Origin of the sequence: Bacteroides sp. An19, assembly GCF_002160215.1 — a bacterium.
In the GTDB taxonomy this organism is placed as follows: domain Bacteria; phylum Bacteroidota; class Bacteroidia; order Bacteroidales; family Bacteroidaceae; genus Phocaeicola; species Phocaeicola intestinalis.
In genome coordinates this window covers 19,826-35,569 of the sequence record NZ_NFKD01000027.1, presented here as the reverse complement: position 1 = coordinate 35,569, position 15,744 = coordinate 19,826, and the positions used below count along the sequence as shown (strand labels likewise).

16 protein-coding genes are annotated in these 15,744 nt (G+C 45.6%); 8 read left to right on the top strand and 8 right to left on the bottom strand.

All coding sequences use genetic code 11. The annotated features are described in order from the left end of the window. Positions 1-15: 15 nt before the first annotated feature. The 3 genes from B5F25_RS11315 to B5F25_RS11305 all read right to left on the bottom strand — a co-directional run bounded on the left by B5F25_RS11315 (position 16) and on the right by B5F25_RS11305 (position 4,450). Positions 16-1,692, bottom strand: a complete 1,677-nt coding sequence (locus B5F25_RS11315) for a di-heme oxidoredictase family protein (RefSeq protein ID WP_087249663.1) — start codon at positions 1,690-1,692, stop codon at positions 16-18. 102 nt (positions 1,693-1,794) lie between these two features. Then, positions 1,795-3,063, bottom strand: a complete 1,269-nt coding sequence (locus B5F25_RS11310; protein WP_241148399.1) for an imelysin family protein — start codon at positions 3,061-3,063, stop codon at positions 1,795-1,797. Positions 3,064-3,109: 46 nt separating this feature from the next. Then, entirely contained in the window at positions 3,110-4,450 is a 1,341-nt protein-coding gene (locus B5F25_RS11305; protein WP_087249639.1) for a hypothetical protein, read from the bottom strand. 157 nt (positions 4,451-4,607) lie between these two features. Between B5F25_RS11305 and B5F25_RS11300 the strand changes: the two genes are divergently transcribed. Further along, positions 4,608-5,318, top strand: a complete 711-nt coding sequence (locus B5F25_RS11300; RefSeq protein WP_087249637.1) for a DNA alkylation repair protein — start codon at positions 4,608-4,610, stop codon at positions 5,316-5,318. A 224-nt stretch (positions 5,319-5,542) separates the two neighbouring features. Here the strand turns inward: B5F25_RS11300 and rlmH are convergent, their stop codons facing one another. Then, positions 5,543-6,013 (bottom strand): 23S rRNA (pseudouridine(1915)-N(3))-methyltransferase RlmH, encoded by a 471-nt coding sequence (rlmH, locus tag B5F25_RS11295; protein ID WP_022039368.1) that lies wholly within the window; start codon positions 6,011-6,013, stop codon positions 5,543-5,545. Positions 6,014-6,112: 99 nt separating this feature from the next. Between rlmH and nadC the strand changes: the two genes are divergently transcribed. The 3 genes from nadC (at position 6,113) to B5F25_RS11280 (ending at position 9,579) form a co-directional block, all read left to right on the top strand. Then, complete coding sequence (gene nadC, locus B5F25_RS11290) at positions 6,113-6,967, top strand: carboxylating nicotinate-nucleotide diphosphorylase (RefSeq protein WP_087249635.1); 855 nt, start codon at positions 6,113-6,115, stop codon at positions 6,965-6,967. Positions 6,968-7,052: 85 nt separating this feature from the next. After that, positions 7,053-7,676 carry a DUF4923 family protein gene (locus tag B5F25_RS11285; RefSeq protein WP_087249659.1) on the top strand — a complete coding sequence of 208 codons (624 nt, stop codon included), beginning with the start codon at positions 7,053-7,055 and terminating at the stop codon, positions 7,674-7,676. Positions 7,677-7,944: 268 nt separating this feature from the next. Beyond that, the gene (locus B5F25_RS11280; protein ID WP_206423545.1) at positions 7,945-9,579 is read left to right on the top strand and encodes a glycoside hydrolase family protein; all 1,635 of its coding nucleotides are present in this window, start codon (positions 7,945-7,947) and stop codon (positions 9,577-9,579) included. 27 nt (positions 9,580-9,606) lie between these two features. Here B5F25_RS11280 and B5F25_RS11275 read toward each other — a convergent pair whose 3' ends face one another. Further along, on the bottom strand, positions 9,607-10,674 hold the full coding sequence (locus B5F25_RS11275; protein WP_022039373.1) for a PspC domain-containing protein: 1,068 nt from the start codon (positions 10,672-10,674) through the stop codon (positions 9,607-9,609). Further along, the gene (locus B5F25_RS11270; RefSeq protein ID WP_022039374.1) at positions 10,652-11,017 is read right to left on the bottom strand and encodes a PadR family transcriptional regulator; all 366 of its coding nucleotides are present in this window, start codon (positions 11,015-11,017) and stop codon (positions 10,652-10,654) included. Before B5F25_RS11270 ends, B5F25_RS11275 begins: the two co-directional genes overlap by 23 nt. Positions 11,018-11,211: 194 nt before the next feature. Between B5F25_RS11270 and B5F25_RS11265 the strand changes: the two genes are divergently transcribed. After that, the gene (locus B5F25_RS11265) at positions 11,212-11,709 is read left to right on the top strand and encodes a GNAT family N-acetyltransferase (RefSeq protein ID WP_087249633.1); all 498 of its coding nucleotides are present in this window, start codon (positions 11,212-11,214) and stop codon (positions 11,707-11,709) included. Here the strand turns inward: B5F25_RS11265 and B5F25_RS11260 are convergent. Both B5F25_RS11260 and B5F25_RS11255 read right to left on the bottom strand, forming a co-directional pair. Then, positions 11,699-12,640 carry an endonuclease/exonuclease/phosphatase family protein gene (locus B5F25_RS11260; RefSeq protein WP_241148401.1) on the bottom strand — a complete coding sequence of 314 codons (942 nt, stop codon included), beginning with the start codon at positions 12,638-12,640 and terminating at the stop codon, positions 11,699-11,701. The two genes, B5F25_RS11265 and B5F25_RS11260, sit on opposite strands and share 11 nt — an antisense overlap. A 167-nt stretch (positions 12,641-12,807) precedes the next feature. Continuing rightward, on the bottom strand, positions 12,808-14,265 hold the full coding sequence (locus B5F25_RS11255) for an aminoacyl-histidine dipeptidase (RefSeq protein WP_087249631.1): 1,458 nt from the start codon (positions 14,263-14,265) through the stop codon (positions 12,808-12,810). A 139-nt stretch (positions 14,266-14,404) separates the two neighbouring features. On the opposite strand from B5F25_RS11255, the gene B5F25_RS11250 reads away from it, so the two are divergent. From B5F25_RS11250 to trxA, 3 genes are all read left to right on the top strand, one after another. Next, positions 14,405-14,641: a hypothetical protein gene (locus B5F25_RS11250; RefSeq protein ID WP_087249629.1), complete on the top strand. Its 237-nt coding sequence runs from the start codon at positions 14,405-14,407 to the stop codon at positions 14,639-14,641. 25 nt (positions 14,642-14,666) lie between these two features. After that, positions 14,667-15,266, top strand: coding sequence for an OmpH family outer membrane protein (locus tag B5F25_RS11245; RefSeq protein ID WP_022039379.1), 600 nt, complete (start codon positions 14,667-14,669; stop codon positions 15,264-15,266). A gap of 178 nt (positions 15,267-15,444) precedes the next feature. Further along, positions 15,445-15,741 (top strand): thioredoxin, encoded by a 297-nt coding sequence (trxA, locus tag B5F25_RS11240; RefSeq protein ID WP_022039380.1) that lies wholly within the window; start codon positions 15,445-15,447, stop codon positions 15,739-15,741. Positions 15,742-15,744 lie beyond the last annotated feature (3 nt).

Below are 15,744 nucleotides of genomic sequence, written 5' to 3'. Positions count from 1 at the left end.
ACCTAGTCTACTGATTTAAATAGAATCGATGAATTTCACGATGGCGTCACGGTCTTCTTTCGAGAGCTGGCGGAACTGTTCCACAGTCTCGTAAGCGTCGCTCTCGGTGCTGGTGCCGTGCCACATGATGGCTTCCAGCGTGGTGCGTGCGCGGCAATCGTGCAAGCGGTCGGCATATTCGGCTCCGGTGCAACGCTGGTGCAGGCCGCGTCCCCAAAGCGGAGTGGTGCGGCACCAGCCCGTGCGGATATCGTTCTGCATGTGCAGCTTGTGCTGTACCATATCCGTATAAGGCCATATCTTCTGGTTCGGATAGCGGGGCAACTGGTCTGCCTTGTCTCCTACGAAGAAGCGTGCCGGGTCGCGTATCTCGTCATCGCCCGTAGTCCAGCTGGGCTTATGGCAATACGTACACCCGATTTGTTCGAAGAGTTCCTTTCCTTTCAATACCTCTTCATCGTCTACGTTGCGTGCGGCGGGCACGGCAAGTCCGCGGTGCCATACCATGAGGTCGATGTAGTCTTGGTCAGACACTTCCACGTCCAGTTCTTTCGAAGTCAGGTAGTTGTAGATGTTCTGTTGCTCGTCATACGTACCGTCTTCGTTTTGGATATGCCAGTCGGGATGGTTCTTTTCCGGGTCGGCTTGCTCGATGTAGTCACGGAATCCGGCTTGCACATCGGGGTCTTCCGAAGAATACTGGGCATACGTACCTGCCGCATCCAGGTAATGGAAGCGGCGGTCGCTACGTGTAGCGTTGGTGATGTTCCAGAAAGCGTTGGCTCCGGCTGCATCCTGCAACGGACCACGGCTCAGAGCATACGTATAACGGAAAGGATATTTCGTCCCGTCACCTCCCTGTGCCGTGTTGGCATATTGCCCCGTCCAGTCTCCGTTGGCAAAGATGTTGGGGTTCAGCCCGTTCTTCAGATAACCGTCTTTTTCTTCCTGCACGTATTGCGCTTTCAGGTCTTCATCCGAAATGGCATCCAGCAAGCCCGTACCGTAAATGCCGATGGTGGATTCGAGGCGGACTTCGTATGTACCTACATCATACCCCTTGTTGGCTACATAAATGGCACTCTTGGGAATCGTTATTTCCGGATAGCGCAACGAATAGGTCTCACCGTCGGGGAACTTGTTCCCATTCTGGTCGGTATATTCATGCCAGGTCAGCATAATCTGGCTTTCGTCCAGCGGAGCCTTGAAAGGGGCTACGGCATGGGTCTGCGGCATACCTGCAAGCCAAGAAACGTAGGCATTGGTTGCAGGGTTGTATACAACTAATAAGTAACCGTTGCCTATTGTGTTTGTATTAAAAGAACCGGCAGGTTGGCTTTGTCCGTGTCCGTATCCCGGATGGCAATGCTGGCAGGAAGTCCGGATATAGACAGGACCGAGGCCGTGACGCATACCGGAGAAGTTGGAAGTATAAGGTTTTTCGAAGAATTGCTCCCCTCTGTTGAAGGAGGCGGTCATATCGGCATCACCGTCCACTACGGGAGTCGGGTCTTCGAAGGCGGTAGAAGACGAGTTGAATGTCGTACCCAATTCTCCACCTGTATAATACCAGTCAGGGAGTTCTGACGGTTCCGGATTGGGAGTGGGATTATCTGTTTTTACTTCATCGTCGCTACAAGCCGTTAGCATGCCTATTGTCAGAAATGCGACTAAATAATACTGTTTCTTCATAATCAAAAGTAATATAAAGTTAGTGTGGTTACGGTATGTTTAAAGGACATAGACATTCTTCCGAAGAGGAATGCCTATGCCTTTGTGTTAGCACAAAGTGGATTAATGGTTTGCTTGTAGCAAAGCTTTCACTTCGTCGAAGATGTCATTCATTACGTTGCAGGCATCGATTGCGTCTTGGTTAACGGTATCATACTCAGATGCTCCGCACGTATATGCAAACGGTTCACCCATCAACGAAATTTTATCGTATGCATCTTGGATGGCTGCTTTCACACGGTTGTCCAGGTCGGGATCAAGCGTAGCAATGTAAGCACTAAGCGTATTCGTAGCTACTTGAATAGTTCCGTCTACAGAAGGAGAACCTTGATAAGCATTGCGGATACTAATGATATTACCCAAGAAGTCGCGGATAGAATTTAAACTATAAGGTGATTCGATATAGTTCGGATCGTATTCCATACCTCCTGAAGGAAGACCCTTACCTGTCGGGTTACCGATTTTAATGTTGCCTACCTCGTTTGCTATGTTTTGGATGCCTGCGGTTATAATGTCGTACATTACATCGAGATAGTTTACGTATTCACTACCTGCGTTACCCGCATTTTTAATACGTTCACCAAAGTTTATGCCTTTATCCAGTTCGGTATCAGTCAAAATCTGTTGTTTCTCTGATGTTACATTTTCTGTACCAGCCCAACATGCTTCCAATAAAATACACTGATTACGCAAGTCAGCGGCTAAACCAACCAAATAATTTAATTCCTCGGTGGTATAATTCAGATTATGAGCTACACTTTCAGAATTAGCAGTAGCATTGCCGTTAGCGTTTGTATTTGTCAGTTCAAATAAAAGATATTCGATGGCATGGAATCCTTGTAATGCATATCCTAAATAGTTACCGACATATACACCTTCATCATCCATTTGTGCCATTTGTGCAGGATTGCTCAACAGGGCATCCATTCCTGTTTTATCAAGCGGCCACGAATCAATGTGTGGGTCTATATAATAGTCTCCGGCAGGACCAAACAACCAAGCTTCACTTTTTTCCCAATAATCACGTGCGGTTTTCCAAGCTTCACCGGCAGCTTCCACATCGGCGGTAGATAACGTTCCATCTGATTTTTTGGTACGAATATCAATACATAGGCTATGCAGTTCCATAGCGGCATCTGCCATTCCTTTGTAAGTAGGTATCACAGTTTGGTCTGTATAATCAGTTATTACATCTTTCAGAGCCTGTTCCTGTGCAGAGAGAGTTCCAGATTCTTCCTGATTAACAGGGTCGTCATCACTACAAGCCGTAACATTCATGCCTACCATGGCAGACAATGCCACGTAAATCGGAAATTTCAAATACTTTTTCATTGTCTTATTTTTAAATTAGTGTTTTGTTTGTATCTTGTTTTTGATTTTACAAATTGAAGAAACCGGAATATGCTACTCCCAATGAGACGGCAGGTTCATTATTAAATTTGCTTTTAAGGATACCCAATGAATATTCCCCCTTCAGTACAATGTCTTTCATCGGATAGTAGTTGACACCGAAAGCGATGCGTTGCCGTCCATATTCTTCATAATCAGTCACTGCATCTTCCGTTTTATACATTGAATCATAATATTCATAACGACCGAAAAGATAGAATTTGCGTCCTTTTTCTTGCTGTTTTTTGCCAAGCCAGCCAAATAAGTCGTAGCCCACTTCTACCCCTGTAGAAATTGCTGATGTAGCTACGGGTCTCTTTTTCGCAGGCGAGTCATTGGAGAAACTTTGGTTATAACGGGTTATCAAAGCAGCATCCGACAAGTGTCCATAATCAAAATTTCCACGTGCCACCCAGTTATGGTCGTTGTAATGAAAATCAAATGAACCGATTAATACAGTCCCCTTTACATTGTCGTATATGGCATTGGTCGCTTTCTTCAGTGTATTGCTGAATGTGTTTCCGGCATATCCGCTGACAGAAAGTCGAAGGCCTTTTACCGAATAATTATCTACACGGACAGCACCAGCCATAGCGTTGGCTATCTTGAATTCGTAAGGGCTTCCAGCACCGCCTTTTATCCATTCCTTATCATTAAAACGGTCAGAGTCAAGTCCAGGAAGCAACATAGCTTCATACCGCCAATCTCCTGCACGTCCCCAAATGCTTAATCCAGTTTCATGCCACGTACAAGGCATAATGGTATTTTCACCTTCCGGACGATATACACCAAAGAATTCGGTAGGAAGGTGATGGGCATTCGTAGCACCTACCGGGATGACCATGTGCCCTAATTTAATGTTGAACTCCGGACAGAAAGATTTCTGGATCCAGAATTGTTCGAGAGCAACTTCACCTCCACGTTCCACTTCGGTTTCGTATTCACCTCCTTCATGTTCTTCTATCTCAACGGCACTTTCTGTACCTCCGTGTTCAAATTCGATTTCCATCCCCATTGACCAGCCTTTGCCAAAATCATATCCTAACATCAGGACAACATGTGGCAGGTCAAAACGTCCGTGTTTATCGTCTTTATAATCCTGCGGACTGTCATAGCGCAAATAATTGTCGCTATAAAAGTTCCGGCTATACACCGCCTCACCATAACCGCCGATGGTAAAGCGTGATTTCTTCTTTTCCGTCTTAACCGTTTCCGATGCGCTCTCTGCGGTTATGTCCGCATTGCTTTTACTTGCCTGCTCTGCTATAGCGAAAGCGTGCGGGGCAAGCATCGCTAAACAGAGTGAGAATAGGAGTCTCGTTGTTTTCATTTCTCTTTATCTTTTGTTGATTTTTAACTACCGCAAAGGTATGGAGCTTGCTTTATAGCGGCAATACCTACTTTTAGGTAAAAAAAGATGTTAAATACCTACTTATGGGGATAGCAATGCGTATTTTTGCAGGAAATATGACAACAAAGCAAAAGATATGGAAGAATACAGACTCGAAGGCTTGACCATCAAAGAGCATCTGCTCCGGTTGGCAGAGCAAGGGAACAAAAAGTTTACCGAAAGCCTGAATCCGGGCGTGGAACATGTGTTGGGTATCCGTGTGCCCCACTTGCGCCAGCTGGCGGCACGCATCGCCAAAGCCGATTGGGAAGCTTACCTCGATACCGCCGACACCTATTATATGGAAGAGCGGATGTTGCATGGAATGGTATTGGGCTGCATCCGTCCCGATGCCGACATCGAGGTGTACCTGCACCGAGTGACCCGTTTTGTATGGAACATCAACAGCTGGTCGGTATGCGACACGTTCAAGTTCGGAGGAGGAAAGCGGTTCGTCGAAACGAACAAAGAACGGCTGTGGGAGTACCTGAAGACTTGGATGCAAGCCGAGGGCGAGTATGAAATCCGTTTCGGAGTGGTGATGGCGATGCAGCTCTTCATCGACGAGGAGCACATCGGCGAACTTCTCTCCTTATATAATGCTATCCGTCACGAAGGCTATTACGTACGGATGGGAGTGGCATGGGCACTCTCTGTCTGCTTCGTGAAATTTCCCCAACAGACGATGGCATACCTGCAACAAAATTCGTTGGACAACTTCACTTACAACAAGGCATTACAGAAAATCGTAGAGTCGTACCGGGTAGATGCCGCCACAAAAGACGTGATACGGGGAATGAAGAGGTAATTCGGATACAGTAGGCTGCGTTGCCGGATGCGGCAAACTGCATAATTAAAGCCATTGGATTGCGTAAAAAGTCCTGTGCAGTCAGGATTGCTGTCCCGATTGGTCAGGACTCCAGTCCTAGTAAGCTTAGGACTGCAGTCCTAGCAATATGGGATTGAGGGAGGACTGGGATGTCCCGGACTGGGCAGCCGTTTGACTTTGTAAAAACAGTAATATGTGTCCATCTATTCGTGGTGGTACGGACTGTTGTTCAGGATGCTCATCGCACGATATAATTGCTCGACAAAGATGAGACGTATCATCTGGTGCGAAAAAGTCATTTTCGAAAGTGAAAGTTTTTCTTGCGCCGCCTGATAAACGGCAGGCGAGAACCCGTACGGGCCTCCGATAATGAACACCAACCGCTTGACGGAATGCATCTTGCGTTCTATCCAAGTGGCAAATTCTGTCGAGCGGAACTCCTTGCCGTGTTCATCAAGCAAGACTGGCACGTCTCCAGGCTGGAGTGCTTTCAGTATCAGTTCGCCCTCCTTTTCTTTTTGCTGGTCGGTACTAAGGCTCTTGGTATTCTTCAGTTCCGGAATCACTTCAATGTCGAACGGAATATAATGCTTTATCCGCTGCACATAATCACCTATGGCGGAAATGTAATGTTTCTCTACTGTCTTTCCTACAACCAATAGTACAAATTTCATAATCTTTAATCGGGTTTTAAACATTTTCTTTTTGCAAAGGTATGAATAAATCCGTACCTTTGCCCCGATTTGATAGTACAATTAAAAAACAGAACGAATATGGACGAGAAAATTGTAAAAGACTTGATTGACCGGCTTATCGACTTGTCGTTTGCCGAAGATATAGGTGATGGCGACCACACTACATTATCGTGCATTCCAGCCGATGCTATGGGAAAATCGAAGCTGCTGATAAAAGAAGAAGGCATACTGGCAGGCATTGAAGTGGCAAAGGAAGTATTCCGCCGTTTCGACCCGACATTGAAAGTGGAAGTGTTCATTCTGGACGGCACTCCTGTGAAACCGGGAGATGTACCCATGATAGTATCGGGAAAAGTGCAGTCGCTTCTGCAAACCGAACGTCTGATGCTGAATATCATGCAACGCATGAGCGGCATCGCTACAATGACCCATAAATACGTAGAGCGTCTGGAAGGCACAAAAACCCGCGTACTGGATACGCGTAAAACTACTCCGGGCATGCGCATTCTGGAAAAGATGGCAGTAAAAATCGGTGGCGGAGTGAATCACCGCATCGGTCTCTTCGATATGATTCTGCTGAAAGACAACCATGTAGATTTCGCCGGAGGAATCGACAAGGCCATTTTGCGTGCAAAAGAATATTGCAAGGAGAAAGGAAAGGATTTGAAGATAGAAATCGAGGTACGGAACTTCGACGAACTGCAACAAGTGCTCGACTTGGGTGGTGTAGACCGCATTATGCTGGATAACTTTACGCCTGCCGACACACGCAAAGCTGTAGAAATGGTAGGAGGACGCTACGAAATCGAATCATCAGGAGGCATCACCTTTGATACTCTTCGTGATTATGCCGAATGTGGTGTCGACTTCATTTCGGTAGGTGCGTTGACCCATTCGGTAAAAGGATTGGATATGAGCTTCAAAGCTTGTTGATTTTCCTTTTCATCACAGAGTCACAGAGTCGTTTTGCTGTACACTGTGACTTCTGCCATACTAGAATAATGAAAGGATGAACAAAATGAAAAAGAACAATTTCATAAAAGGAATGTTGGTGTTTGCCTTATGCTTTGTATTTTGCAGCACAGCCAAGGCACAAGACTGGAAATCGATTCTTTCCGGAGTAGCCAATGCGATAACGGAAGGAAAAGGAAGCGACCTTGCTTCGTGGTCGATAGAAGGCACGTGGAATTATACGGGACCCGATTGCAAGTTTACCAGTGACAATCTGTTGGCAAAAGCGGGAGGCGAAGTAGCGTCAAAGAAAGTAGAAGAGAAGATGACTGGCATTCTGGAAAAGCTGGGCTTTACAGAAGGATGTTCATACACCTTCAATTCCGATGGAACCTACACCTCGACAGTAAAAGGGCGTACCACATCTGGAACCTATACGTATGACAGTGAAACGAAAGAATTGCAGCTGAAGACAAAACTGGGATTGAAATTCAACGCCATCGTTTCGCAGAATGTACTGGCTCCCAAGAAGATGAGCCTGCTTTTTAAGGCAGACAAAGTCATGTCGCTGATGCAGACAATAGGCAGTGCCTTAAGCAGCAATTCCTCCAATTCGGTGGTAAGCACCGCCAATTCCTTGCTGGACGAATACGACGGCCTGCAGCTAGGCTTCGCACTGGAAAAACAATGACAAGACAGACTTGCAAACCAATGCAGAAGCCGATTGGATACATACAAACAGCGTAAATTCCGCGACACATACAGTGTCGATGAAATCAGCAAAAAAAGGTCGTATCATTACTCAAAGCAGTGATTGATATGACCTTTTTAAGTATTAAGTAACTGCTTACACGTTCCAATAACATTATCAACGGAATCTTTCATGCCGGAAAGAATTATCTGATATCGAAAAGACAGAATACTTTAAACTAATATACTAAAACCAAACACAGAAGAATATGAAGAAAAACATCGCAACCAAAATACTCCTGGGACTGTCTGTACTAGCATGCAGCACCAGCACCTATGCACAAACCGTCGAACGCGAACGTCCTGCCGAATGGCAACAACTGGTTCCCGGAGCCCGGTTTATGGACCGCTTCCTTGCCATGCCTGAAGGAACCCAAGGAAAACAGACATGGGGAACAGACAGCGTGCAGAACCGATATACAGACAACGGCATCGAACTGCCAGACATCTCTTTTTGGGGAGGCAATATCCTCCAGACTCCCGACAAACGGTATCATCTATATGTATGCGGATGGCCGGAAAACTCACCCAAAGGACACATGTTCTGGTCTAATTCGACCGTCTTTCACGCCACCTCCGATAAACTGACCGGTCCCTATCACATCCAGAACTCCATCGGGAAAGGGCATAACCCTGAAGCCTTCCGACTGGACGACGGACGTATCGTAGTCTATGTTATCGACGGATACTACATCGCAACAAATGAAGATAGCCCGATATGGTATTACCAGAAATTTGATTTCGACCCACGCGACCGACCAATCATCGAAGGATTGTCCAACCTCACCTTTGCCCGCCGGCAAGACGGCTCACGCCTGATGGTATGCCGTGGTGGAGGTGTATGGATTAGCCGCGACGGCATCTCCCCTTACCGGCAACTGACAGGCAAACGGGTCTATCCTGCTGTAGAAGGCAAATTCGAAGACCCAGTGGTATGGAAAGACAGCCTACAGTATCACCTGATTGTCAACGATTGGCTAGGACGCATAGCCTATTACCAACGTTCGAAAGACGGCATACACTGGGTAACGGAACAAGGCGAAGCCTACATGCCCGGCGTATCTTTCCATCGCGATGGAGAAATAGAGCATTGGTTCAAATACGAACGACCGAAAGTTTTCCAAGACCACAACGGACGAGCCATACAAATGAATTTTGCAGTCATCGATACCATTAAATGGAATGATCTTCCAGGTGACCGGCATTCATCGAAAAACATCTGTATCCCACTCAACAAAGGAATACTGCTTTCGGTACTCAACACCCGACCCATTGATGACTCTACCCGACGTATTGAAGTACGGATACAGGCCGAACCGGGATTCAATCCTCAAACAGACATAGACATTCAGTCCCTCCGCTTCGGTGCATACACAGAAGTCAATTACGGACGAGGCTGCCTGCCAGTAAAGACACGCAAAGACGGAAAAGACCTGATAGTGACCTTTGACGGAAAAGGAAGCGGTATCACTCCCGACGAATTTGCGCCCAAACTTATTGGACACACAACAAAAGGTGAGTTACTGTTCGGCTATGCCTACCTGCCCTATGTCAACTATACTCCTGCCCTTCTCTCGGCACGCCGCCCACAATACGACTCCTCGCAAGGAACCCTGAAAGTAAAAGTGGAAAACTTCGGACTTTCTACCTCACAACCAGCTGAAGTTGAAGTGCGCCTGAACGATAAAACCATAGCACAAGGTACTGTAGAAAGCCTGGAACCTTACGGAGTATCCGAACTTATACTGCCTCTCTCATTCCACCCGGACGGTGACAACCTGCCATACGAAGTAATCATCCGTTCGGGTGGAGTAGAAATGGAGCGTCATACTTTTCTACAATAGGAAACTGTATACAGACTGGCACAAAGTTCAAACCCAGTCGGTGACACTATGGATAACAAAGGGAAGCTGGAACACAAAGAATGAACCTACTGCTACCGCTATAATCCATAACAATATCAGAGTCACCTTGACTCCCGTAGCCATCGGACGCCAGACCTTGAAACTCTGCAAGATAACCTGCAACAAACCGACTACGGGAATGCCTATTACCAACAGTGCACAGACTGCGAGCCCGATAACAGGAGCAGGGCTCGTAGTCAGCATGCTCCAATCCACTTCTGGCAATGCATAATAAAGCAGGGCAGGCGTACTTGCCAATACTCCCGTGGCAGCCATCAACAATGCAAAGGCTACAGCTAGCCCGACAAGCAATGCCGGCACACAACAAATGGCAACCAATACCAGCACTACCTTGATGAGGAAACCTGCCACTTGTATCACAGCATCGCAAAAACGTGCCAGCAACGAACGAGACCCGGCAGAACGTATCTTATCGCCTTCCCGTTCGAACCCGTCGGTCACTGTCCGCCCTATATTCTCCATATTGATGGGTTCACCTCGCATCTGAAGTTTCTCGGTGGCGGTGCGTGCCTGGGGAATAATAATCCACATGATAATATATGCCAACATCAACGGGAAAAATCCTCCCACACTGAGCAGGATAAAGCCTAATATCAGCAACAAAATACGTAAAGGAGTAGAATCGATGCCGAAATAAGCAGCCAATCCCGAAAGTACACCGCCCAGAATACGGTCGTCCGGATTACGGAACAAGCGCCGTTGCACTCCTTGCAACGATTCATCGGTCTTTCTCTCGGCCGTTTCTTCCTCATCCGGACTCAGGTCTTCAGGTTTTCCCATACGGGCGATAACCTCTTCCACTTGCACGACGGTAATGACTTGAATGCCTCCGGCAAGGTATTCATTAAACAACTCCGAAATGCGGATTTCCATATCACGTACAATCTCGTCGGCACTTTCTTCTTTCCGGAAATGATAGCGAAGATTATTCAAGTAATTGTCAAGCAAAATATAGGCGTCCTCGTCTATATGATAAACGGTTCCACCCAAATTAACAGTCAGTGTCTTTTTCATTGTCTTTACAGGTTATTAGTTTCGTTCTTAAATGATTTACCGTAGCCGCCAGTTCGTCCCATGCCGTTTCCAGCCCTTTCAAGAACTCTTCCCCTTCGGAAGTGAGGCGATAATATTTCCGTGGAGGTCCTTGCGTGGATTCCACCCATTCATACGACAACAAATTATCATTTTTCAGGCGTGTAAGCAACGGATACAAAGTACCCTCCACCACAATCAGTTTTGCTTCTTTCAGGTTCTGGATGATATCCGATGCATACAGAGGCTCCCGATGAAGCAGCAATAAGATGCAATACTCAAGCATCCCTTTGCGCATTTGAGATTTCACATTATCAACATTCATCTGTCATTCCTCCTTATTTCTTTGTATGGCACAAATATATGTATTATATAAATACCTTGTATTGCATAGTACTTTTATTTTATCTCTTTTAACAAAACAAAGTATGCAATCATACTTTTTGAAACAGAATTTATCCTGTCTTTATTCTTCTTTTTCAAGCAAAAACAATAACTTTGTAAGAAAAATCAAGAACAATGTTTACAATCAGAAAAGCTACACTCGAAGACATTCACTTAATCAACCAATTGGCAAAAGAGGTCTTCCCCGCCACTTACAAAGATATCCTGACTCCGGAACAAATCGACTATATGATGGACTGGATGTATTCGCCCGAAAATCTGAAAAAACAAATGACAGAAGAAGGGCACATCTACTATATTGCCTACGAAGAATGCGAGCCTGCAGGTTACGTATCCATCCAACCCGAAGGGGAAGACCTGTATCACTTACAGAAAATCTATGTGATTCCCTATTACCAAAAAAGTCATCTAGGCAAACTCCTGTTCCAACAGGCCATCAAGGGTATCAAGGAACTGCATCCGGCTCCCTGCCGAATGGAATTGAACGTAAACCGGGAAAATCCGGCTCTTGGATTTTACCAACACATGGGAATGGAAAAAGTACGTGAAGAAGACACGCACATCGGCAACGGCTTTTATATGAACGACTATATTATGGGAATCAGTATCTGATTCGGATATCCAGACATACGGGCAGATGATCGCTGTATCCGCCTTGATACCTCATCCCCTTGTAAGTGCGAAAAGGAGTAATACCTCCATATCGTTCGTCTTCTTCAAGCAAAAAAGGAAAGTCAAGCACATGGGCTTCCGCAGTACCGGTATGAAGTGAGGCTGAAGGAAGAAGCATACTGCCATTAACGATGAACTGGTCGAGTACTCCCCATTCTCCACGGTAACGATAAGTTCCGGGTTCTTTTCCCGCCATTAAATTATAAAGAAGAAAAGATGAGACATCATTCTCCTCTTCTGGCGTTTGTGCCCCCAGCACTTGGGATATTGAACGGCTGGACGGTTCATCATTGAAATCGCCCATTATAATAAGGTAAGGGGATTGACGTACGGAGAGCAACGAATCGACCGTATGACGCAATACATCCGCAACAAACAAACGGTATGGTTCGCTTTGCCTTGTTCCGCCAGAACGGGAAGGAAAATGACAAACAAATACATCAAGGGTATCGCCTGAAATGACACGCCCGCTTACATGCAACAAGTCACGGGTAGGCTTTCGCCCGATACGGAAAGAAGGAATACGGATGCACTGCATACCAAGCAACCGGAACGTAGCAGGCTGATAAAGCAAAACTACATCAATGCCACGTTCATCAGGCGAATCAGTCATCACATACCGATAAGCGGCATCACGCAAAGGCGAATACCTGGTCAGTCCATCCAGGCAATAGGCATTTTCCACCTCACACAGTCCTACCAAATCAGGAACCTGATTACTCGAAGCAGCCAACACCACCTTGGCTATCTTATTCATCTTTGCATGATAACGGTTCCAGTTCCATCCACGGACGGCATGTGGTAAGAATTCTTCGTCTTGTTTCAAGGAATCATCACGGCAATCGAAGAAATTCTCTACATTATAGTGCATCACCCGAAAAGATTCCTGTGCACTGACCCGCAAACAGAAAAAGCACACACCTAACACAGACAAACATAAAAAGCCACTGATTCTACTTACTTTCCTGCCGATACGGCATCCGGTAAACCTATATGAACTTACGTGTGCCTGTGCCATGGGTGTGCAATCATTTTTTATCAAGATTTCGCAGGAATATGTGCCAAAACATCCAACAGATGACGCCAGAACTTATCTACTGTAGGAATCAGCATGCGCTCATCGGGCGAATGCACGCCACGCAAAGTAGGTCCGAACGATACCATATCCAACGAAGGATACTTCTCCAAAAACAATCCGCACTCTAATCCGGCATGAATGGCTTTTACTTTCGGTTCTGTTCCAAACAAGCGCTTGTAACTCTCTACGGCAATGTGCAATATTTCTGAAGAAGGATTGGGTTTCCAACCCGGATATCCGTCACCTGTTGAAACAGAAGCACCACCCAGCAAAAATGCTGCACTTACCATCATCGACATATCCTCACGCGAAGAAAGGATGGAACTGCGCTGACTGGTCACCACTGTCAGTTCCCCTTTTCCTTGTTTCACCGAAGCCAGGTTAGACGAAGTCTCTACCAATCCTGCAATGTCCTGGCTCATGGCATACACTCCATTATGCACAGCATAAATAGAAAGCAAGAAACGCTTCATGTCAGCAACTTCCATCACTTCCGCACGAGGTGCTTCCGATTCCAGGTCCATCTGCAAATTAGGTTCAGTTACAGCATATTCGTTTTCCACTTCCGACAAATACACGTTCAGGTCCACACGCACCGACTCCTTGTTTTCCATCGGGACTGCACATACAGCATAAGCCTCGCGCGGAATGGCATTATGCAGATTCCCTCCGTCTATCTCGCACAGACGCAGGTCGTATTTCCGCATCAGTTGCACCAAGTAACGGTTCAACAGTTTGTTAGCATTCGCACGGTTCTTATTTATATCATCCCCCGAATGGCCTCCAGTAAGTCCTTTTACAACTACACGGAAAAAGAAATATCCTTCGGGTGCATGCGTCATCGGGCAAGGAAATACCGCTGTTGTACCCGCCCCTCCGGCACAACCGATAAATAACTCCCCTTCATCCTCCGAGTCCAGGTTTATCAGGATATCCCCTTTCATAAAACCTTCTTTCAAAGCGAAAGCACCGGTCAGTCCTGTTTCTTCGTCCACCGTAAACAAGCATTGTACAGGTCCGTGTTCCACATCATCCGAAGCCAGCAAGGCAAGTTCGGCTGCCATTCCGATTCCATTATCGGCTCCCAACGTGGTTCCTCTGGCTCTCAACCATTCCCCGTCAATATATGTTTCTATCGGGTCGGTTTCGAAGTTATGCTGTGTATCCTTGTTTTTCTCACACACCATATCCATGTGCGACTGGAGAATTACCGTTTTCAAATTCTCCTTGCCCTGCGAAGCCGGCTTCTCTATCAATACATTTCCAGCATCATCGGTCCGGGCATGCAACCCGTGCTTCTGGGCAAAATCCAACAGATAAGCTCTTATTTTTTCTTCCTTCTTGGAAGGACGAGGCACCTGGCACACTTCTTCAAAATATTGGAAGACAATAACAGGTTTCAAATCTTTTTTCTCCATAAATCAAGTGTTTATTTTTCTACTTCCGTAAAAATAAGTTAAAAATACGAATTAATGAGGATACTCCCCGCTTTTTTCAAGGACAAACATCCAATTTCGATAACAAAAAGTATATCTTTGCAGCACAAAATTAATAGAAATGCTTAAGACTATCCTCTTTACTGTGTTAATAGTTGCTATCAGCATAGCACTATTCTCTGTAAAGATACTCTTTACAAAAAACGGAAAATTCCCTAATACCCACGTCAGCGGCAACAAGGCGTTGCGTAGGAAGGGTATCGGGTGCGTACAATCGCAAGATCGCGAGGCAAGGCAAACGAATCCGCATGCCATTGTCGAACGTATGCCTAACGGAAAAGAACAGGAAAACAATTAATAACTAAGATACTGAAAAAAACATGATGAAAAAAATGAAGTATGTCCTGAATGGATTTTTGGCATTGGCTCTTGCGCTGATGTTCACACAATGCACTGACAAGAAAGCAGAGAATGGAAACTCGACGGAAATTACAGCTACCGTACCGGGAAGTATGAAAATAGCATACGTCGAAATAGACTCATTGCTGACTAAATACAAGTTCTGGAACGACCTGAACGAACAGATGATTCAGAAGGAGGAAAATATCCGTACTACCTTGAACGAAAAAGCCAAAGATTTGGACAACGATATGCGCGAATTCCAACGCAAATTGGAAAACAATGGTTTTGTAAGTCAAGAGCGTGCCGAACAAGAAAGAGTACGTATTGTCCAAAAACAGCAGAAATTGCAAGAACTGCAAGAAAAATTAACCAACGAACTACAGACAGAAAACCAAAAGAACAGCTTGCAATTGCGCGACTCCATCAATTCATTCCTGAAAATCTATAACAAAGACAAAGGATATAGCCTGATTATCAGCAATACCGGATTCGACAATCTGCTGTATGCAGACGACGCATTCAACATCACCGATGAAATTGTTGAAGGACTGAACGCCCGTTACAATCCGAGCAAGAAATAAACCTTTTTATATACAAAGACGAGGCACGACTTGGAAAGAAGAACATTCTCTTTCCGGGCCGTGCCTCATCTTTATCAAAAAATCCCCGGTTCCTACCGAACAAAACAAGAACCGGAAATGTTATAATAACAGATACATTCGCCCAATCAGACTATGACCCACTAAAAGCATTACGATTATGGAAACGTTTGCAGATTTAGTTACATCATCCACTCCTGTACTGGTAGACATCTACGCAGAATGGTGTACACCTTGCAAGGCTATGACACCTATCTTGAAACAACTGAAAGCAATGCAAGGAGATGCCATCCGGATTATCCAAATAAACATCGACAAGAATCCTCAAATAGCCCAGCATTATGCAGTACACTCTGTGCCTACACTTATGATATTCAAAAACGGCAAACAGCTATGGAGACAAAGCGGATTTGTGAACATCCATGAACTAAACCAAATCATCGAACAATTCAAATGATGT